General features: G+C 59.6%; 18 protein-coding genes, 1 tRNA gene and 1 pseudogene. 5 read left to right on the top strand and 15 right to left on the bottom strand.

Features of this window, described 5'->3' with window-relative positions:
* Positions 1-25: 25 nt before the first annotated feature.
* A complete protein-coding gene (locus tag ACM6G4_RS22770; RefSeq protein ID WP_414914671.1) occupies positions 26-721 on the bottom strand; it encodes an HAD-IA family hydrolase in 696 nt (231 codons plus the stop codon).
* Between the two features lie 412 nt (positions 722-1,133).
* Between ACM6G4_RS22770 and ACM6G4_RS22765 the strand changes: the two genes are divergently transcribed.
* Positions 1,134-4,328: an RHS repeat-associated core domain-containing protein gene (locus tag ACM6G4_RS22765; RefSeq protein ID WP_414914780.1), complete on the top strand. Its 3,195-nt coding sequence runs from the start codon at positions 1,134-1,136 to the stop codon at positions 4,326-4,328.
* A gap of 24 nt (positions 4,329-4,352) precedes the next feature.
* Here the strand turns inward: ACM6G4_RS22765 and ACM6G4_RS22760 are convergent, their stop codons facing one another.
* The 9 genes and pseudogenes from ACM6G4_RS22760 to ACM6G4_RS22720 all read right to left on the bottom strand — a co-directional run bounded on the left by ACM6G4_RS22760 (position 4,353) and on the right by ACM6G4_RS22720 (position 8,016).
* Entirely contained in the window at positions 4,353-4,568 is a 216-nt protein-coding gene (locus tag ACM6G4_RS22760; protein WP_056721873.1) for a hypothetical protein, read from the bottom strand.
* 107 nt (positions 4,569-4,675) lie between these two features.
* Positions 4,676-4,858 carry a hypothetical protein gene (locus ACM6G4_RS22755; protein ID WP_056721871.1) on the bottom strand — a complete coding sequence of 61 codons (183 nt, stop codon included), beginning with the start codon at positions 4,856-4,858 and terminating at the stop codon, positions 4,676-4,678.
* A gap of 16 nt (positions 4,859-4,874) precedes the next feature.
* Positions 4,875-5,342: a YMGG-like glycine zipper-containing protein gene (locus ACM6G4_RS22750; protein WP_082562897.1), complete on the bottom strand. Its 468-nt coding sequence runs from the start codon at positions 5,340-5,342 to the stop codon at positions 4,875-4,877.
* A gap of 113 nt (positions 5,343-5,455) precedes the next feature.
* A complete protein-coding gene (locus tag ACM6G4_RS22745; RefSeq protein WP_007988063.1) occupies positions 5,456-5,824 on the bottom strand; it encodes a hypothetical protein in 369 nt (122 codons plus the stop codon).
* 312 nt (positions 5,825-6,136) lie between these two features.
* Positions 6,137-6,325 (bottom strand): hypothetical protein, encoded by a 189-nt coding sequence (locus ACM6G4_RS22740; protein WP_056722301.1) that lies wholly within the window; start codon positions 6,323-6,325, stop codon positions 6,137-6,139.
* Positions 6,326-6,471: 146 nt separating this feature from the next.
* Positions 6,472-6,792, bottom strand: coding sequence for a YbjQ family protein (locus ACM6G4_RS22735; protein WP_414914670.1), 321 nt, complete (start codon positions 6,790-6,792; stop codon positions 6,472-6,474).
* A pseudogene (locus tag ACM6G4_RS22730) lies at positions 6,789-6,966 on the bottom strand (6-aminohexanoate hydrolase); the annotation flags it as partial. The pseudogene ACM6G4_RS22730 and the gene ACM6G4_RS22735, both read right to left, overlap by 4 nt.
* A 16-nt stretch (positions 6,967-6,982) precedes the next feature.
* Positions 6,983-7,636 carry a hypothetical protein gene (locus ACM6G4_RS22725; RefSeq protein WP_156385704.1) on the bottom strand — a complete coding sequence of 218 codons (654 nt, stop codon included), beginning with the start codon at positions 7,634-7,636 and terminating at the stop codon, positions 6,983-6,985.
* A gap of 290 nt (positions 7,637-7,926) precedes the next feature.
* A tRNA-Ser gene (locus ACM6G4_RS22720) sits at positions 7,927-8,016 on the bottom strand.
* A gap of 308 nt (positions 8,017-8,324) precedes the next feature.
* On the opposite strand from ACM6G4_RS22720, the gene ACM6G4_RS22715 reads away from it, so the two are divergent.
* From ACM6G4_RS22715 to ACM6G4_RS22705, 3 genes are all read left to right on the top strand, one after another.
* Complete coding sequence (locus ACM6G4_RS22715) at positions 8,325-9,014, top strand: crotonase/enoyl-CoA hydratase family protein (protein WP_008048453.1); 690 nt, start codon at positions 8,325-8,327, stop codon at positions 9,012-9,014.
* Between the two features lie 214 nt (positions 9,015-9,228).
* Complete coding sequence (locus ACM6G4_RS22710) at positions 9,229-9,951, top strand: 1-acylglycerol-3-phosphate O-acyltransferase (protein ID WP_414914669.1); 723 nt, start codon at positions 9,229-9,231, stop codon at positions 9,949-9,951.
* A 160-nt stretch (positions 9,952-10,111) separates the two neighbouring features.
* Positions 10,112-11,083: a magnesium and cobalt transport protein CorA gene (locus tag ACM6G4_RS22705; protein ID WP_056721861.1), complete on the top strand. Its 972-nt coding sequence runs from the start codon at positions 10,112-10,114 to the stop codon at positions 11,081-11,083.
* Positions 11,084-11,204: 121 nt separating this feature from the next.
* Here the strand turns inward: ACM6G4_RS22705 and ACM6G4_RS22700 are convergent, their stop codons facing one another.
* From ACM6G4_RS22700 to ACM6G4_RS22690, 3 genes are all read right to left on the bottom strand, one after another.
* Positions 11,205-11,933, bottom strand: coding sequence for an amidotransferase (locus ACM6G4_RS22700; RefSeq protein WP_414914668.1), 729 nt, complete (start codon positions 11,931-11,933; stop codon positions 11,205-11,207).
* 95 nt (positions 11,934-12,028) lie between these two features.
* Positions 12,029-14,173, bottom strand: a complete 2,145-nt coding sequence (locus tag ACM6G4_RS22695; protein ID WP_414914667.1) for a 3-hydroxyacyl-CoA dehydrogenase NAD-binding domain-containing protein — start codon at positions 14,171-14,173, stop codon at positions 12,029-12,031.
* Between the two features lie 24 nt (positions 14,174-14,197).
* Complete coding sequence (locus ACM6G4_RS22690; protein WP_414914666.1) at positions 14,198-15,403, bottom strand: acetyl-CoA C-acetyltransferase; 1,206 nt, start codon at positions 15,401-15,403, stop codon at positions 14,198-14,200.
* 593 nt (positions 15,404-15,996) lie between these two features.
* On the opposite strand from ACM6G4_RS22690, the gene ACM6G4_RS22685 reads away from it, so the two are divergent.
* A complete protein-coding gene (locus ACM6G4_RS22685; protein WP_056721853.1) occupies positions 15,997-16,818 on the top strand; it encodes a c-type cytochrome in 822 nt (273 codons plus the stop codon).
* A gap of 105 nt (positions 16,819-16,923) precedes the next feature.
* On the opposite strand, the gene ACM6G4_RS22680 is transcribed toward ACM6G4_RS22685, so the two are convergent.
* Positions 16,924-17,733 carry a transglutaminase family protein gene (locus ACM6G4_RS22680; protein WP_056721851.1) on the bottom strand — a complete coding sequence of 270 codons (810 nt, stop codon included), beginning with the start codon at positions 17,731-17,733 and terminating at the stop codon, positions 16,924-16,926.
* Positions 17,730-18,680, bottom strand: coding sequence for an alpha-E domain-containing protein (locus ACM6G4_RS22675; protein WP_007971901.1), 951 nt, complete (start codon positions 18,678-18,680; stop codon positions 17,730-17,732). Before ACM6G4_RS22675 ends, ACM6G4_RS22680 begins: the two co-directional genes overlap by 4 nt.

Here is an 18,680-nt window from a genome sequence, read left to right as displayed (position 1 = left end):
CCAGTGTCGACCCGTCTTTTTTTAGCTAGGCCCATTCAAGCGCCGGCAAACCAAATGCATCCGGCACAAACGCCTTCAGCGTACGAAGAATGCCATCGGCATGTGCGTACCTGACGTCGGCCATTGCCGCATCCGGAATCGCAATCGCCGTCATCCCCGCCGCTTTCGCCGCAGTGACACCAAAGGGCGAATCCTCGAATACCAGGCAATCTTGCGGTGCAACACCCAGGCGCCGCGCCGCCGTCAGGAAAATATCCGGTGCCGGTTTGGCCGCGCCTACCTCGGGGTCATCGGCGGTGACAATGAAGTCGAACAAGGCGAACCAGTCGCGATGCAAGGTAGTTTTCTGGCCAAACGACTGGCTCGAGGAACTGGTGCCCACGGCAATGGGAATATTGTTGGCTTTCAAATGCCGTACCAGCTCCTGTGCGCCGGGCATTGCCTGTGCTGTAGGAAAACGCTCGCGCATCAGCGGCTCGCGCATCACCAGGAACTCTTGCGCCGTGATCGGCAAGTCCAGCGCTTGAACCACATAGCGCGCCAGATCGCCCGCGCCCCGGCCAATGATGTTCTGTTTGATGCTCCAGTCGAACGTCCGGCCGTAACGCGCGGCAATGATGGACGTGACTTCGGTGTAGATGCCCTCTGTATCCAGCAACAGACCGTCCATATCGAAAATCACGGCCCTGATCGGGCCGAATGCTTTCAGTGGTGCATTCATCGCATCTGATCCGTTTTCTAAGGCATCCGGGGCAGCTCAGGTACGGCCGATGCCCTATGGATTAAAGGATTCAGCAGCATAGCGAGCGCCGCCGGTCCAGGGCAATGATCAAATCCCGTTCGACGCCCAATGGTCCTCCGCGATTAAGCGAATCGCCCTACAGCAAGCGCCACCTTTCCCGACTTCTTTCCTTGCCGATCCCCCGCAGAGTTTCGCGCTCCACACTCCGCCAAGCGAAAGACAGCAGATGTTCGATCCCCAAGAGGTATTGGCATGCCCCGCCAGCGGCTCCCTGACACTTGGCTCCGGCAGGCATGAACGCCACGAGGACGCCTCCAGACAGGCGAAAAACCCCAACGGCGACAGCGCCGACACCATCGAGCGCACTGCCACCCACAACGGCACAGTGTCGATGGTTACCGGCGAAGGACTGCTGCCCCTGACCGACGGCACCCTCGACGGGATCCTACCCTTCGATTTCACCCGCCTCTACCGCACCAGTGCCGTCGAAATCGACAACGGCCTCGGTTTTGGCTGGAGCAATTCGCTGTCCCAGCACCTGGAACTCCACGGCGAGCAAGTGCTGTGGATCGACCCCGAAAACCGTCGCACGCCGTTTCCACGACCAACGACGGTGCGCCCGGTGATCCACAACAGCCTGTCGCGGGCGACGATTTACCTCGGGGGGAAGCCGGACGAACTGATCCTCGCCCTGGCCGGCGACCGCGCGCGGTTCTACCACTTTCATGACGGCCGGCTCAGCGCGATCAGCGACGCCTACGGCAACCGCCTGACGGTGCAACGGGACCGCTGTGACCGGATCCAGCGCCTGGACAACGGCGCCGACCGCGCCTTATTGCTGCGTTACGACCTCAAGCACCTGGTGGCCGTCGACTACCAGGTGCTTCAGCGCGGCGACCCCGAGGTGAACACCTGGCGCACCGAACAGACCCTGGTCAGTTACCGCTACGACGCCCGCCAGCGCTTGATCGAGGCAACCAACGCCGCAGGTGAAAGCGAACGCTATGACTACGACGAACGGCACGTCATCCTGCAACGGCAACTGGCCGGCGGTGCGAGCTTCTTCTGGGCGTGGGAACGCTCCGGCAAAGCAGTCCGCTGCATCCATCATTGGGCCTCGTTTATGCAGATGGAGGCGCGTTACGCCTGGGACGATCAAGGCGGCGTGACGGTGAACAACGCCGACGGCAGCGAAGAGATTTACGTTCATGACGATCGCGCACGGTTGGTGCGCCAGGTCGGGCCCGACGGCGCAGAGCTGCACAAGGCCTACGACGATCAGGGCCACCTGATCGCCGAGCAGGACGCCCTCGGTGCCGTCACCGAATACCAGTATGACGAAGTCGGCCGGTTGGTCGCGCAGCTTGCGCCCGATGAGACGCCCATGTCCTGTGACTATCGCCACGGTTTCCTGCGCACACTCACCCGTGGTCAGGCGACGTGGACCTGTCAGCGCAATGCCCGGGGTGACATCACTGCCGTCTCCGATCCCGACGGGCAGATCACTCGCTATATCTACGACCCGCAGGGGCGCTTGCTGACAATTCGATTCCCCGACCAGAGCGGTCACCGGTTTGTCTGGAACGCCTTGGGGCAACTGTTGGAGGAGATCTTGCCGGACGGTGCCCTGCGATCCTTTTCCTACGATGTGCTGGGCCGGCGGATTACCCGGCAGGACGAACACGGTACCGTCACCGGCTATGAGTCAGACGCCGCGGGACGACTGATCAGGACCACGCTGCCCACCGGTGCCTGCCGAGCCTATCGCTACAACGCCTATGGCCAGGTCACCGCCGAAACCGACGAACTGGGACGGGTAACCCGTTACGAATACGCCGACGACCTGCACTTGGTCAGCCGTCGGATCAATCCCGACGGCAGCGCACTGAAGTACGGCTACGACCATGCGCAACTGTTGCTCACCGAGATCGAAAACGAGGTCGGCGACACCTATCGGCTGGACTACACGCCCGGCGGATTGATCCGACAGGAAACCGGCTTCGATGGCCGTCGTACCGCGTATGCGTATGACGGTAATGGCCGGTTGCTGGAAAAAACCGAGTTCGGCGACGACGGTTCGCAACTCGTCACACAGTACCAACGTGACAGCACCGGGCGCTTATTGCTAAAGACCCTGCCCGACGGGATCAAGGTCGAGTACCACCACGACAACTGTGGGCGACTGGTTGGCGTCGATGACGGTCAGGACCATCCGCTGGCGTTCGAGTACGACCGCCAGGGCCGGCTGATCACCGAGCATCAGGGTTGGGGCACCCTGCATTACGGCTACGATGCCTGCGGCCGGCTCAAGCGGCTGCGCCTGCCGGACGACTGTGTCCTTGTTTACCACCACGCCAAGGGGGGCGTCCTCACTGCCATCGATCTCAATGGCACGCGCCTGACCAGCCACCGCTTTGTCCGCGGGCGCGAACAGCAACGCCAACAGGGTCTGCTGCTCAGCGATTACGCCTACGACGAGCAGGGCCGCTTGCAGGTCCATACGGTCAGCCAAAAGCAACGACCGCTGTACCACCGCGAGTATGCCTACAGCGCCAAGGGTAATCTGCTGCAGATTGCCGACAGCCGTCAGGGCCAGCGCCACTATCAATACGATTCGCTCGACCGCCTGACCGGCGTACGCCACGCCCGCGACCAGTTCGCCGAGAATTTCACCCATGACCCGGCCGGCAACCTGCTGATCCACGGCCGTCCGGGCCCGTTCGTGCTCCAGGGCAACCGCCTGCACCGCCATTGCGACAGCCACTACGTCTACGACGTCTTCGGCAACCTGATCCGTGAACGCCGCGGTATGCCGCCCCAGGTCACCCAATACACCTACGACAGCCAGCACCGCCTGATTGGCGTCAACACCCCGGACGGTAAAAGTGTCAGCTACCGCTACGACGCCTTCGGTCGGCGCATCCGCAAAACCGTCGACGGCCAGACCACGCAACTCTTCTGGCAAGGCGACCAGCTCATCGCCGAAAGCGCTCCCTGGCACTACCGCAGCTACGTTTACGAACCCGGCAGCTTCCGCCCGCTGGCGCTGCTCGACGGCAAGGGCCGGGCAGACGTCCGCCCGTTCTACTACCAACTCGACCATCTCGGCACCCCGCAGGAACTGACCAGCTACGATGGCGCCATCGTCTGGTCGACGAAATACACCGCCCACGGCAAACTCCGCGAAGTGAGCGACGGCGAGCGACTCGAACAACCGCTACGGTTCCAGGGGCAATACTTCGACGCAGAGAGCGGCCTGCACTACAACCGCCATCGCTACTACCATCCCGACATCGGTCGCTATCTGACGCAGGATCCGGTCAAGCTGGCCGGTGGGTTGAACCCCTATCGGTACACCCGGAACCCGACGGGGTGGTTGGATCCACTGGGGCTGGGCGGGAATTGTCCGTGGGCGTACAAGCCAGGATGCTCGGCGCCGTATGAGGAAGGAGGGGTAAAAGTTGATGAGGGAGAGCCTGATGCGCCCTCTCCAGAACGATCAAATAAATACGTGCTTCACGGAGACTCACGGGAGCTCCGGGAAATGTTTTCAACCGGGTTTGAATCCCTCGGACCGACGCCTTAACGAAGCAATCGGCCCCGGGCTGGCTCACTGTCGCTTCGTAATGGCTGGCTCACCCGCGCCATCGTCCCGTTCTTCTGGGTCGGCCTCTATATCATCGTCATCATCGTCGCTCGGAACCTGCTCCACACCTGCATCATCATCGTCCGGCGGTCGTTGGTCGCGGCTCAAGGAGTCGGTAGGCGACGGCAGCGGATACTCCGGTGTTTCATCAACGTCGGGGACTTTTCGATCAGTCTTCATAGCTCACCTCTCGTGTGACCTGAAATGCAGGCCACGACTTGGCGAGGAACGGGCGACGGACGTGTTCGTTCAGCTGGACAACCGGTTAATCAGCCAGCACGGCTCGATCAATCTTCGTCTTCTTCCTCATCGTCAAACTCGATATTTCCCACATCGCCCAAATCATCAGCATCGTTAAGCGGCACCGTCGCATCATCCATCAGCGACCCCGGATCTTCATTGCCGGGATCGTTGATAGACGGCAGTCCGCTCGGGCCCTTTTCTTCCTTGCCTTCGCTTTTCGCAGTCATGGGATGCCTCGCTTAACTAGTGATGCTTTTTGTGGTGCTTGTTCGAGTGTTTATAACCGTTACCGGAATGGGAATGACCGCTGTCACTCCCCAGATCATTGCCGACCGCACCACCGGCTGCACCACCGAGGCCTGCGCCGATGGCCGATCCGGTCGAGCCGCCAAGACTGTTGCCGACCACCGATCCACCCGCCGCGCCCAAACCACCGCCTACCGCCGCTTCGGTGCGACTGCGTTTGGGCGCGGCAATCGCACTGCCGGCCGCTCCGCCGACACCTGCACCAATCGCTGCACCCGTACTGCCGCCCACCTGGCCACCGACAACGTTGCCCAACACCCCACCAAGACCACCGCCTACCGCGGCATCTCCATTACCTCCCGCCAGCGCCACCTGAGAGACCAGCAATCCAAAAACAATCGCAGGCACCATCAATAGCCGAGCATTCAGGCTTCCGTTTTTTTTGCCGTTGGTTTCCGGGTTCATGGCAAGCCTCGCATTCTTCCAGGGTATGGAAGATTTGAGTTGCTGCTGCGAGAAACGTTCATAAAAGAAAAAGCCCGGCATCAAGCCGGGCTCTTTTCAAATCCGTATCAGGATCAGTGGCGCTTGTGACCATTGGCCAGGTTGCTGCCTACGCCGCCGCCCAATGCACCGCCCAGGCCTGCACCGATGGTGGCACCGGACTTGCCGCCAAGGCTATTGCCGATCACCGAACCACCGGCCGCGCCGACACCGCCACCGATGGCAGCGCTGGTGCGATGGCCTTTTTTGGCGGCAACTGCGCTGCCCGCCGCACCAGCGACACCCGCACCAATCGCAGCGCCAGTGCTGCCGCCCATCTTCTGGCCGACCACATTACCCAATGCGCCGCCCAAGCCGCCGCCCAGCGCGGCAGTGCCGTCGCCAGCCATTGCACCTTGAGCAACCAGAAGCCCCAGAACCAGAGCGGGCAGTGTTAAACGCATGACATAAACCTCAAAAAATAGGGGTATACAAAAAGGGGGGCGAGATTGAATGCTTTTGCGCGGATAAAGTCCAGCACGCCGGTCCAACTTCGCGATTGGCGACGGTTGGACAGCGTTTACCGAAAAGGTTTTATCGCGGACAAAAAAAAGCCCGCTGGGGAAACGGGCCAAGTGTTGCTTTCTAACGGATGAGTCGAGATTAAGGAGGGCACTGTGAAAAGTTTGTGAAAAATCACCCCCTTCAAAAAAATGTCATAAAACTTTTCAGGCATGAAAAACCCCGCTCTTTGACGGGGTCTGACTCACGCTCGATTACTTCCGGACCGGTGCTGTCACCTTGGGTAAAAATTTGCCCTTCAGTACCCGGCACGCCCTGGTCTTGATTTTGTCGATCTCAGTCTGGTCCTCGCCGAAACTGGCCACATACTGGGTCTGACCACACCGCACGGAGTTGTTGATCGGAAATTCTGCGCCATCGTCCTCGATATATGGATCAGCCATCTCTTCACCCCTTTCAAAACGCGCGATCGACACCGGCAAGCCGTTTGCCTGAAAGAATATCAATCGCCAAGGTTTTTCAGACTAGCCGGTCACTAACAGACCTGCCGTTCTGATTTTCCCGTGACCGACGAATGGCTTCTGACCTTTCACCGCAACTTGACCGCCGTCCCGGTCACAAACACCACGACCATCCCGCCCTTGCCGGCCGGCATGCTGATCTCATAATCAAGCCCGACCACCGCGTCCGCCTGAATCGCCAGCGCCCGCTCCTTGATCTCGTCGGTGGCCTGAATGCGTGCTTCTTTCAATGCTCGCTCCAGTGTCTGGGAGCGCCCGCCGAAAAAGTCGCGCATCCCGGCAAACACGTCACGGACAACGTTGATCCCTTGCACCGACTCGGCGCTGACAATGTCCAGGTAGGCGGTAATTTGCCGGCCTTCGATGGCGTGGGTCGTGGTGATGATCATTGATGCTCCTTCCTGTTCAGATATTCAGCCAACGCATCAAACGCCGGCAAGGTAACGGGATCGTTGGCCGAGTTGCTGGCCACCGGGTGGGATGCGTAGCGGACGATGACCCCTCTCGGCCTTCGGGTCGACGTAGATGCGCTGTCCATGGACACCACGCGCCATGAACACCCCGCCCTCCTCTGAACTTTCAGTTGGATTTCGCCGGTACATCGCTGAAGTCATAGATGCCCTTAAAAAGATTCACGTGGATCCTGGAACAGGTATCCGGGTTTTTTCGGATGTAGACAACGTCATTTTCCACTGGCCCGCAGGTCGTGACCTTGGACGCGTCAGCGAGAACCGCATACCGGATTAAAGGATCAACTTGTGATGAAGCGAGCATGCCGGCTCCCATCAGGGTCCCGATGAAGAAGATCTTCAACCCTGGAACGCGTTCTTCGGCAGACGCGCCAATCGGCACACCAAACAACGCCTTCATCTGCCAACAGACGAGCATGCAAATGCTGATCAACAGCAGTGAAATGGGTACAGATAAAATGACACCACCGATTGTCGAGGCGTACCTGATATTTTCGACTTCAATTCCAGTGGTAGCGTTGATGGTTTTCTCCGCTACGATTTTACAAATGTAAAAAACGATTGCTGTGTAGGCCAGGGAGCTTGGCCATTTCTTTGCAAAAGCACTGATATTCTTGCGGTTGCAAAAAGCAAAATACCCACCACATGAAAATACAGTCGTAAAAATTAAAGCCGTCAGAGTCTCGTGCTCGAGAAATTGCGCAAGCCACACCGCAAAAATCAACACGGCAGCCTTGATCATGCTCTTTATTTCAATGCTCATTCTTGCGCAAAACCCTATTCAAAAACTGTGTCATGCATAGGAAGCAGCATATCGAGGCGCCCTCGCTCTGGCTGTAGGAGAGCTCCGTGAGTTGCGAAGGACCTTACGCTTGCTTCGTTTTGGCTTGGATATCGGCGCGATGATGTATTTGGGGCCGGATTGCGGAGTAGATGGGGCATACGAACGGGAACATGATCCGGCAGCATTTCCCTATCGCTCTTTTTCAGACGCCAAAAACCACAAACCCCCGACTTTCTCCAGGAAAGTCGGGGGTTTGTGTTTACAGAATTTGGCGGTGAAGGAGAGATTCGAACTCTCGATACAGTTTCCTGTATACACACTTTCCAGGCGTGCTCCTTAAGCCACTCGGACACTTCACCGTATCTCTTCAAACAAGTTCTGTCTGTCGAGGCGCGCTAATGTAGTCGAAAGCATTTCCGATGGCAAACATTTTTTTCAGAATTTTCATGCGGTTAACGCGATTCAGCGTTTCCGGTCGTTCCGGGCCATGGCAAACCGGCCAATCTCCGGCTTCGTGCCCTCTTCTATATAGAGGGGAATGCGCAGCAGGCACGGCGGGCTACGCCTGGCGGGCGGGCAAAGGGTGACTGGCGGGTCAGTCACGGCGCTTTACCTGGCCTGCGGCGGTGGGTAACGTCTGCCCAACTTAATTGAAAGGAATAGCGTCATGAGTGAGTTGATTTCCTACCATCTCGAAGACGGTATCGCGACCCTGACCCTGAGCAATGGCAAGGTCAATGCCATCTCCCCGGATGTGATTGCCGAGTTCAACGCTGCGCTGGATCGGGCCGTGACCGATCGTGCGGTGGTGATCATTACCGGCCAGCCGGGCATTCTCTCTGGCGGCTATGACCTGAAGGTGATGACGGCCGGCCCCAGGGAAGCCGTGGCACTGGTGACCGCCGGCTCGACCCTGGCCCGCCGCCTGCTGTCGCACCCCTTCCCGGTGATCGTGGCGTGCCCGGGGCATGCGGTGGCCAAGGGCGCGTTCCTGCTGTTGTCGGCCGACTATCGCATCGGCGTAGAAGGCGCGTTCAGCATTGGCCTGAACGAAGTGCAGATTGGCATGACCATGCACCACGCGGGCATCGAGATTGCCCGTGACCGCCTGAACAAAGTGGCGTTGCAGCGCTCGGTGGTCAACGGCGAGATGTTCAATCCACAAGGCGCCGTGGCGGCCGGTTTCCTTGATGTCGTGGTTTCGCCTGAAGAACTGCAAGGCGCGGCATTGGCGGCGGCTCGTCAGTTGAAGAAGATCAACATGACTGCGCACAAGAACACCAAACTGAAAGTGCGCAAAGCGCTTCTGGAGGCCCTGGACAACGCGATCATCCAGGACCAGGAACATTTGGGTTAAGCCCGGATCTGCTGCAACGAAAAACCCGACCGTCGTGTCGGGCTTTTTCATACATGTCCGTGTTAAACGTCTGTAAACGCTCTAGACCGCATCTGACCAAATAGTCGGAAACATCAGCTCAAACATCGGCCACCTCCCACCTCCCTGGGAGCAATTGCCGAATACAGTGCACATCCGTACACTGCGCCACCTTTTGTCCCGGTGGGGCCTGTAGATGCTGTTTTTGTTCCGTATGTTATTGATGGGCCTGCACTTTATCGTGGCGGGCGTGCTGGGAGTGATTCTCGGCCTGTGTCGACCATTCAATCCGGATAACAGCCGCCTGTGCGCACGCCTGTACGCATGGCCGGCCATGTGTATTTTGCGTTTGCGGGTGAAGGCCGAAGTCGGGCCGTTGATGGATAAACCCGACAGTTGCGTGATCATCGCCAATCACCAGTCCAACTATGACCTGTTTGTGTTCGGCAACGTGGTGCCGCGCCGTACCGTGTGCATCGGCAAAAAGAGCCTGAAGTGGGTACCGTTGTTCGGGCAGTTGTTCTGGCTGGCCGGCAATGTACTGATCGACCGTGGCAATGCGCACAAGGCGCGCCAGTCGATGCTGACCACCACCCACACCCTGCAAAACAAAGACACCTCGATCTGGGTTTTCCCGGAAGGCACGCGCAACCTGGGTGAGGACTTGCTGCCCTTCAAGAAAGGCGCCTTTCAGATGGCCATTGCCGCCGGGGTGCCGATTGTCCCGGTGTGTGTCAGCAGTTACGTCAAACACATGCAATTGAACCGCTGGCGCAGCGGGAAAATCCTGATTCGCTCGTTGCCGGCGATCCCCACCGCCGGTTTGAGCCTGGACGACATGCCCCTGCTGATCGCCCAGTGCCGCGAGCAGATGCGTGAATGCATCGAATCGATGGACCGGCAACTGCAAGCCGCCTGAAAAACAAAACCCGCCTGGTGCGGGTTTTCTTTTGCCTGCGCATCTTTGCCCAGAACTCGGCAGATTTAACTGACTCTCAAACACTGCGAGGCTAAGCTGATCCACACTGCCATTGCATTTGCTGCCAATTGAAAGCTGCCATAAGAAGTGAACCACCATCATGGGTAGAGTTGTTGCTGCTGCGGTTTATAGCGCCGGTAAGAGAGTTACCAATATCACCCTTGACGAAGGCGCCGCCTGGGCGGCAAAGCCCGGGCATTTTGTCTGGATCGGCCTTGAGGAGCCGAACGCCGAGGAACTCTACAACCTGCAACGCCAGTTCAACCTGCACGAACTGGCGATTGAAGACGCCCTGGAAAAACACAGCCGACCGAAACTGGAAACCTTCGGCGATGCGCTGTTCATCGTGACGTATTCGCCCATCCGGGATGAAGGCAAACTCAAGTTCATCGAGACGCATATCTTTGCCGGCAATGGCTACATCATTACTGCGCGCAACGGTCACTCGGCATCCTACGCCCATGTCCGTCAACGCTGTGAGGCGCGTCCGCTATTGCTTGAGCACGGGGAAGATTTCGTACTCTATGCCATCCTCGATTTCGTGATCGAAAACTACCAGCCGATGGGCGAAGCCATTCACGCGGAGATCGATGAGCTGGAAGGCAATGTGTTGTGCGGCTCGCTGAATGACTACGACATCCAGAGGCTGCATGGCCTGCGCCGCGATGTGTTGCGCTTGCGTCGTTATGTGGCCCCGATGATCGAGATAGGAGAGGAACTTCAGAGACTGAGCTTCCCGTTCATCGACAAGAACATGCGCCCGTATTTTCGCGATGTGCAGATTCATGTAACGCGGCAGATGGAAGACCTGACGACGCTGGCGGATATTGCCAGCCAGACGATTGAAATCGGGGTGCTGCTGGAAGCCTCGCGCCAGAGCGTGGTGCAACGCAAGTTTGCGGCCTGGGCGGCGATCCTGGCCTTCCCGACGGCGGTGGCGGGGATCTACGGGATGAACTTCCAGAACATGCCGGAGTTGACCTGGCACTACGGGTATTTCGGGGTGCTGGGGTTCATTACGGTGGGTTGTCTGGGGTTGTGGGCGAGTTTCAAGAAATCGGGGTGGCTGTAGGGCTGTGTGTCTACATTGAAAACCGGGGGACCCATTCGCGAGCAAGCCCGCTCCCACATTGGATCTCTGCAACACCAAAGAACCACTGTGGGAGCGGGCTTGCTCGCGAAGCTTTTAGCTTTTATAACGCTTTGGCTGCTGGCTTGTGCGCGACAAACCGCATCATCCACTCGGCAACCGTGGTGCCATGGTGTTCCTGTTCCAGGCTCGCGATACCTTTGGAATAGACCTGCTCACCCAGTGCCTGCTGGCGAATTTCAAGCAGGGCGCGGGAGTAGTCGTGGATGAACTCCGGATGCCCCTGGAAGCACAGCACCTGGTCGTTGATGTGGTAGGCGGCAAACGGGCAGAAATCGCTGGAAGCGATGACCGTGGCGTTCTCCGGCAACGACGTGACCTGGTCCTGGTGGCTGATCAGCAGCGTCAGCTCTTCGCGCACAGGGCTCATCCATGGCGCCTTGGCGGCCAACTTGTAGTTGTGGGTACCGACGCCCCAGCCTTGGGTCGCACGCTCGCTCTTGCCGCCGAGCAGCAACGCCAGCAACTGGTGACCGAAGCAGACGCCCAGCAACTTGTCGCCGCGCTCGTAGCGGGTCAGCAGATATTTCTTGAGGGTTTCGATCCACGGATCGGTGCCGAAGGAGTCGGCCTTGCTGCCCGTCACCAGGTAGGCGTCGAACGTCAGGTCGTCGCTTGGGTATTCACCCTGCACCACGTTGTAGACGGTGAACTCGGCGGCAATCGGTTGCTGCGAAAACAGGTGTTTGAACATCTGCCCGTAGCCCTGATATTGGTCAACCAATTCCGGACGCAGGTGGTCGGTTTCCAGAATGCAGATGCGTAACGACATAAAAAATACCTGACACGTGATGGGAATAATGCACACCCCAGAGCCTGCCTTGAAACGCTGTGACAAGGCAAGCCCAGAAATGCATCATCTCCCCCTTAGAACGCCTCCCCTTTGGCAGCCTTCTCCAGCAGCAAGGCGGGTGGCGCGAACCGCTCGCCATACTGCGTGGCCAGATACTGGGCGCGGGCCACAAAGTCCTGCACGCCGTACTGGTTGATGAACTGCAGCGCACCGCCGGTCCAGGCGGCGAAACCGATGCCGAAGATCGAGCCAACGTTGGCATCCGCCGTCGAGGTCAACACCCCCTCCTCCACACAGCGCACGGTTTCGATGGCTTGCACGAACAGCAGGCGATCACGCACGTCCTTGGGCGAAATCTGCCCGTCGGCTTTCTCGAAGCGGGTTTTCAATTCAGGCCACAGGTGTTTCTGGCCGCCCGCCGGATACTCGTAGAAACCTCCGCCGCCAGCCTTGCCCGGACGCTTGAATTCATTGAGCAGCAAGTCAATCACGGAAAATGCCGGGTGTTCTGTCAGCGGTTTGCCTTCTGCTTGCAGGTCCTTGGCGGTTTGCAGGCGGATATGGTTCATCAGGCTGAGGGACACTTCGTCAGAGATCGCCAGCGGCCCTACCGGCATGCCGGCCTTGCGCGCTTCAGTCTCGATCATCGCCGCGCTCACGCCCTCGCCCAGCATGGCGATGCCTTCATTGGTGAAGGTGCCGAACACCCTTGAGGTGAAGAAACCGCGGCTGTCGTTGACCACAATCGGGGTTTTCCTGATTTGCAGGACGTAATCGAAGCCGCGTGCCAGGGTTTCGTCGCTGGTATTGGCGCCCTTGATGATTTCCACCAGCGGCATTTTTTCCACGGGGCTGAAAAAATGCAGGCCGATAAACTTGCTCTGGTCGGGCACGGCACACGCCAGGCCGCTGATCGGCAAGGTCGAGGTATTGGAGGCGATCACCGCGTCCGCGCCGACGACCTTCTGCGCGGCCAACGAGACCTTGGCTTTCAAATCTCGATCCTCGAACACGGCCTCGATGATCAGGTCGCAACCGGCCAGGTCGGCATCGCTTTCGCTGGTTTGAATGCGTGACAGAACGGTGTCGCGTTGCTCGATGCTCATTTGTCCGCGAGCGACCTTCTTGTCCAGCAGCGCCGCCGAATGCGCCTTGCCCTTCTCAGCCGCCGCGAGGCTGATGTCCTTGAGTACCACCTCGATCCCCGCCGATGCACTGACAAACGCGATACCGGCGCCCATCATCCCGGCACCGAGCACGCCGACCTTGCGGGTGACATAAGGCGCAAAACCTTGAGGTCGCGAGCCGCCAGCATTGATTTCGTTGAGCTGGAACCAGAATGTGCCGATCAGGTTCTTCGAGACCTGGCCGGTGGTCAGTTCGGTGAAGTAGCGGGTTTCGATCAGGTGCGCCGTATCGAAATCCACCTGGGCGCCCTCGACCGCCGCGCAGAGGATTTTCTCTGGCGCGGGCATCGTGCCCTGGGTTTTGCTGCGCAGGATCGAGGGTGCAATCGCCAGCATCTGTGCGACTTTCGGGTTTGACGGTGTGCCGCCCGGAATCTGGTAGCCCTTCACGTCCCAGCGCTGCACTGCCGCCGGATTGGCCAGAATCCATTCCCGCGCCTTGGCCAACAGGTCTTCGTGATCGCTTGCCAGCGCATCGATCAACCCCGCCTGCAATGCCTGTTGTGGCCGCACCTTCTTGCCTTCCAGCAGATAAGGCAGGGCTTTTTCCAGGCCGAGCATGCGCACCATGCGCACCACGCCTCCGCCGCCCGGCAGCAGACCGAGGGTGACTTCCGGCAGGCCGAGTTGCACCGACGGGTTGTCCAGCGCCACACGGTGATGACAGGCCAGGCAGATTTCCCAGCCGCCGCCCAATGCAGCGCCATTGATCGCGGCGACCACGGGCTTGCCTAGGGTTTCCAAGGTGCGCAACTGGCCCTTGAGGTTCAGCACCATGTCGTAGAAGGCCTTGGCCTGGGGTTTGCCGACCTTGATCAGTTCGTTGAGGTCGCCGCCAGCGAAAAACGTCTTCTTGGCCGAGGTGATGATCACACCGGCGATGCTGTCTTTGTCGGCCACCAGGCGCGCAACGCAGTCCGCCATGGCCTCGCGGTACACCGCGTTCATGGTATTGGCGCTCTGGCCCGGCATGTCGATGGTCAGGACGACGATCTGGTCCTGGCCTTTTTCGTAACGAATAGCTTCGTTCATAACTGGATTCCTTGAAGTCCGGGCTCAGAGGCGTTCAATGATGGTGGCAATGCCCATGCCGCCGCCGACACACAGGGTCGCGAGGCCATAGCGCAGGCGTCGGGCTTCCAGTTCATCGAGCAGCGTGCCGAGAATGGCGCAACCGGTGGCGCCCAGCGGGTGGCCCATGGCGATTGAACCGCCATTGACATTGACCTTGTCCGGATCGACGGCCATGTCCTTGATGAATTTCAACACCACCGACGCGAACGCCTCGTTGACCTCGAACAGATCGATGTCTTCGACCCGCAGCCCGGCCTTGGCCAACGCCTTGCGGGTCGCTGGCGCGGGGCCGGTAAGCATGATGGTCGGATCGGTGCTGGTGACTGCCGTGGCGACAATCCGCGCCCGGGGCTGCAAGCCCAGAGCCCGCCCCTTGGCTTCGGAGCCGATGAGCATCAGCGCCGCACCATCGACAATCCCGGAGCTGTTGCCGGGGGTGTGAACATGGTTGATCCGCTCGACATGGCTGTAGACCCGCAGCGCGGTGGCATCGAAGCCCATCTGCCCCATCATCTCGAAACTCGGCTTGAGCTTGCCCAGGCCTTCCAGGGTCGAATCGGCGCGGATGAACTCATCGTGATCGAGCAGGATGATGCCGTTCTGGTCCTGCACCGGCACCAGCGATTTGTTGAACGAACCGTCGGCTCGCGCCCGCGCGGCCTTCTGCTGGGAATGCAGCGCATAGGCATCGACATCCTGACGGCTGAAGCCTTCAAGGGTGGCGATCAGGTCGGCACCCACGCCCTGTGGCGTGAAGTGACTGTGCAGGTTGGTCGCCGGGTCCAGAGCCCAGGCCCCGCCATCGCTGCCCATCGGCACCCGGGACATCGACTCGACACCACCGACCACCACCAGGTCTTCGAAGCCTGAACGCACTTTCATCGCGCCGAGGTTCACGGCCTCCAGCCCCGAAGCACAGAACCGGTTGATCTGTACCCCCGCCACGCTGACATCCCAATCGGCCACTTGAGCGGCGGTCTTGGCGATGTCGGAACCTTGATCGCCAACCGGTGTCACGCAGCCGAGCACCACGTCATCGACCTGACTGGTGTCCAGTGCCGTGCGCTGCTGCAGTGCGGTGAGCAAACCGGCCGCCAGGTTCACCGGTTTGACGCTGTGCAAGGCGCCATCAGCCTTGCCTTTGCCACGGGGCGTGCGTAACGCGTCGAAAATCAATGCTTGGGTCATGACGTCCTCGAACCGCAGTGCAGGTGGGTAAATACCGAGTGCCCACTCTTGGCCCGAGCCGCGTTTGATTCAATGACCGCAGCGCTCACAGACGTTGACGCTCACGCTCAGACGAACGGTAGTCAGCTACCATTCAGGACACCAAGCTGTCTAGCCAACGGGCGCCAAAGAAGCTGGCAATATGCCTCATGCCTTTTTAAAAGCGAATCGCAAGAACACCATACGAAATGGATCTAAGCCAAGCTTAACGCGGGCTCTAAGGTGAACTTGTACGAAGTTGTCGTCGGGTTTTGCCGAGGCGCTCGTCACTACAGGAAGTGCAACGCGCTGCCATCATGGAGCTATGCGGGCAGGCATCAGGAAATAACAAAAAAGGCGGTCAAGCCATGTTCAAACAATCGAAAGTTCGTCAAGCCGGGCTCATCCTTTTCGCCACCACGCTGTTGTTGATATTGCCGAACCTGACCAAGGTCATCGGCTAGTCGCGTCTAAAAGATACGGCGTCACAGTTTTTGAATTGCCACTCTCAAAATGTGACTGGCCCGCTACCCGGGCCAGCGTGGCTGTGCCAATCTTTGCGGCACCTGCACGACATGGACGGCGATCACTTGAAAATGCTCATTCTGCTTGGGGCCACGCTGTTCGGCTCGCCCCTGTATGCCGCACAACTGAACCTGGAGCTGGGCGCGAACAGTCGCACCTGGCAGACCGAGCAATTGCTCAAGCATCCTCAGGTCCAAACCATCAACATCAGCAACGACGTTTCCTACAAGCGGGACATGAGTTACCGCGCCGTGCCGCTGTCCGCACTGCTGGACGGCATCAAGCCTGAAGACCACCTGCAGGCCGTGGCGCTGGATGGCTTTGCCGCCGAAATGACAGCCGCGCCGTTGCTCAAAACCCAGGGTGCACAGGCGTGGCTGGCGATTGAAGACCCAGCCAAACCCTGGCCACCGCTATCGGAAGGCAAGCCGGGCGCCGGACCGTTCTATCTGGTCTGGAGCAATCCGCAGGCAGGCAATATCAGCCCCGAACAATGGCCGTTCCAGGTGGCAAGCATCAAACGCCTGGCGCCCGTGACCGAGCGCTTCCCTGCCCTGCTGCCCGATCCGGCATTGAAGGCGGATGATCCGGTGAACAAGGGCTTTGCGTTGTTCCAGAAGAACTGCCTGGCCTGCCATCGACTCAATGGCGCCGGGGATGCGCAATTCGGGCCGGACCTGAATATTCCGTACAACCCGACCGAGTACTTCGGCGCGGACTTCCTCAAGCGCTACATTCGCGATCCACAAAGTTTGCGTCAGTGGCCGCAGGCGAAGATGCCCGGGTTCCCGGCCGAGGTGTTGCCGGATGGGGATCTGGGGATGCTGGTGGGGTATTTGCAGCATATGGTTGGGCGCAAGGTTAAGCCCTGACACACGTCCTCGTAGGAGCTGCCGCAGGCTGCGATCTTTTGATCTTTATTATGAAAATCAAAAGATCGCAGCCTGCGGCAGCTCCTACAAGGGTGATCCATCAGATTATTGCTGCTGCACAGAAATCACCGGCACCGGCGTCGGTGAAACCAGCACCTTGGCGTGCATCTGCTCACACCCGCCGCCCCGGCGCATCCCGCGCACCGGGCAGGCATCCAGGTAATCCAGGCCCACCGCCAGTTTCAGGTGCCGCTCCGGTCGGGCCAGTTCGTTGGTCACATCGAAGCTGTACCAGGCATCATCCAGCCAGGCTTCCGCCCAGGCGTGACTGGCCAGATGTTCGCTGTTTTCGCTGTACAGGTAGCCCGACACATACCGCGCAGGAATGCCCAGGCTGCGGGTGCAGGCGAGAAACGCGTGGGTGTGGTCCTGACACACGCCGGAGCCTCCGGCAAAGGCCTGGGCCGCGCTGGTATCCACTTCCGTGGAGCCCGGCGTGTAGGTCATATGCTGGTTGAGGCCGTGCATCAGATCGATCAGCGCCGTGCGGTCGCGGCGTTGCTTGCATTCCTTCTCGGCAAACGCCCGCAGGGCGGCGTCGGCTTCGGTCAAACGGGTAAAGCGCAGAAACGGCAGTGCCGACTGGCTCTCGTGTTCGGCCTCACGCCATTCGTCGATATCGACCTGGCCACGGGCGCCGATGATGATCGCCTCGTGGGGCTCGTCCATGGTCAGCACATGCAGGATGTTGCCGAACGGATCGAGCTGCGCCCGCACCGGACGCGGCAGGTCGAGCTGCCAGCTGAGCACGTGCTGGCGCTCGCTGTCGTGGGGAGTCAGGCGCAGATACTGGATGCTCGCCCGCACCTTGTCTTCGTAGTGATAGGTGGTCTCGTGGCTAATGGAAAGTCTCATGCGGCCTCCAGATAAGAACTGTGAATCGCGTTACCCAACTGGCGCACCAGCGGGATGAACTCGGTCAGCCAGGCGTGCAGGCCTTCTTCGAGAATTTCATGGATGCCGGTGTAGCGCAGGCGTGCGTCCATTTCCGCCGCCAGGCGTTGTGCGGGACGACCGTTGGCCCCCGGCAATTGCGCGAGGATCTGGTCGATTTCTTCGGTGCAGGCGCGCAGGGATCGCGGTACATCGGCCCGCAGCAACAGCAATTCGGCAACATGCCGGGCGCCGGGGGCGTCGCGGTAGATTTCCGTGTAGGCCTCAAACGACGACAACGCCCGCAACAACGCGCTCCATTGGTAATACGCGTGAGCGGTGCCATCGCTGACTGCTTCGGCCTGGTCGCCGGCCATTTCGTAGCGGGCATCGAGCAGGCGCAAGGTGTTGTCCGCCCGTTCGATAAAGGTCCCCAGACGAATGAAGCGAAACGCATCGTTACGCATGATGGTGCCGTAGGACGCGCCCCGGAACAGGTGGGAACGTTCCTTGATCCACTCGCAGAAACGGCTCATGCCGTAGCGACTTAGGCCTTGTTCGGCGATGCCGCGAATTTCCAGCCAGGTGGCGTTGATGTTTTCCCACATGTCGGCGGTGATGCGCCCACGTACCGCATGGGCGCTGGCCCGTGCGGCACCAAGGCAGCTGTAGATACTCGCCGGGTTGGCCGCATCCAGGGCAAAGAAATGCAGCAGTCGTTCGGCATGCAGCTCGCCATGGCGCTCCAGGTAATCGTCCAGGGTGCCGGTGATCAACAGCGGCATGGCCAGTTCGTGCAAACCGTCGCCGCGACCGTCCTGCGGCATCAGCGACAGCGAATAGCTGATATCGAGCATCCGGGCGAGGTTTTCCGCCCGCTCCAGATAACGTGACATCCAATACAGATCCGAGGCAGTTCTACTTAACAT

It is taken from the genome of Pseudomonas sp. IT-P258 (assembly GCF_949767825.1).
Classification (GTDB): Bacteria; Pseudomonadota; Gammaproteobacteria; order Pseudomonadales; family Pseudomonadaceae; genus Aquipseudomonas; species Aquipseudomonas monachiensis.
Note: the sequence above shows the minus strand (reverse complement) of the source record. Positions and strands in the feature narration are given on the sequence as shown.

Excerpts from the sequence above, each read along its gene's own strand:
- ACM6G4_RS22685 (WP_056721853.1), top strand. The coding sequence starts at position 15,997 with ATGGACGGCGATCACTTGAAAATGCTCATTCTGCTTGGGGCCACGCTG.
- ACM6G4_RS22705 (WP_056721861.1), top strand. The coding sequence starts at position 10,112 with ATGGGTAGAGTTGTTGCTGCTGCGGTTTATAGCGCCGGTAAGAGAGTT.
- ACM6G4_RS22675 (WP_007971901.1), bottom strand. The coding sequence starts at position 18,680 with ATGTTAAGTAGAACTGCCTCGGATCTGTATTGGATGTCACGTTATCTG.
- ACM6G4_RS22770 (WP_414914671.1), bottom strand. The coding sequence starts at position 721 with ATGAATGCACCACTGAAAGCATTCGGCCCGATCAGGGCCGTGATTTTC.
- ACM6G4_RS22750 (WP_082562897.1), bottom strand. The coding sequence starts at position 5,342 with ATGAACCCGGAAACCAACGGCAAAAAAAACGGAAGCCTGAATGCTCGG.
- ACM6G4_RS22695 (WP_414914667.1), bottom strand. The coding sequence starts at position 14,173 with ATGAACGAAGCTATTCGTTACGAAAAAGGCCAGGACCAGATCGTCGTC.
- ACM6G4_RS22680 (WP_056721851.1), bottom strand. The coding sequence starts at position 17,733 with ATGAGACTTTCCATTAGCCACGAGACCACCTATCACTACGAAGACAAG.
- ACM6G4_RS22710 (WP_414914669.1), top strand. The coding sequence starts at position 9,229 with ATGCTGTTTTTGTTCCGTATGTTATTGATGGGCCTGCACTTTATCGTG.
- ACM6G4_RS22740 (WP_056722301.1), bottom strand. The coding sequence starts at position 6,325 with ATGGCTGATCCATATATCGAGGACGATGGCGCAGAATTTCCGATCAAC.
- ACM6G4_RS22765 (WP_414914780.1), top strand. The coding sequence starts at position 1,134 with ATGGTTACCGGCGAAGGACTGCTGCCCCTGACCGACGGCACCCTCGAC.
- ACM6G4_RS22725 (WP_156385704.1), bottom strand. The coding sequence starts at position 7,636 with ATGAGCATTGAAATAAAGAGCATGATCAAGGCTGCCGTGTTGATTTTT.
- ACM6G4_RS22745 (WP_007988063.1), bottom strand. The coding sequence starts at position 5,824 with ATGCGTTTAACACTGCCCGCTCTGGTTCTGGGGCTTCTGGTTGCTCAA.
- ACM6G4_RS22715 (WP_008048453.1), top strand. The coding sequence starts at position 8,325 with ATGAGTGAGTTGATTTCCTACCATCTCGAAGACGGTATCGCGACCCTG.
- ACM6G4_RS22735 (WP_414914670.1), bottom strand. The coding sequence starts at position 6,792 with ATGATCATCACCACGACCCACGCCATCGAAGGCCGGCAAATTACCGCC.
- ACM6G4_RS22700 (WP_414914668.1), bottom strand. The coding sequence starts at position 11,933 with ATGTCGTTACGCATCTGCATTCTGGAAACCGACCACCTGCGTCCGGAA.
- ACM6G4_RS22690 (WP_414914666.1), bottom strand. The coding sequence starts at position 15,403 with ATGACCCAAGCATTGATTTTCGACGCGTTACGCACGCCCCGTGGCAAA.
- ACM6G4_RS22760 (WP_056721873.1), bottom strand. The coding sequence starts at position 4,568 with ATGAAGACTGATCGAAAAGTCCCCGACGTTGATGAAACACCGGAGTAT.
- ACM6G4_RS22755 (WP_056721871.1), bottom strand. The coding sequence starts at position 4,858 with ATGACTGCGAAAAGCGAAGGCAAGGAAGAAAAGGGCCCGAGCGGACTG.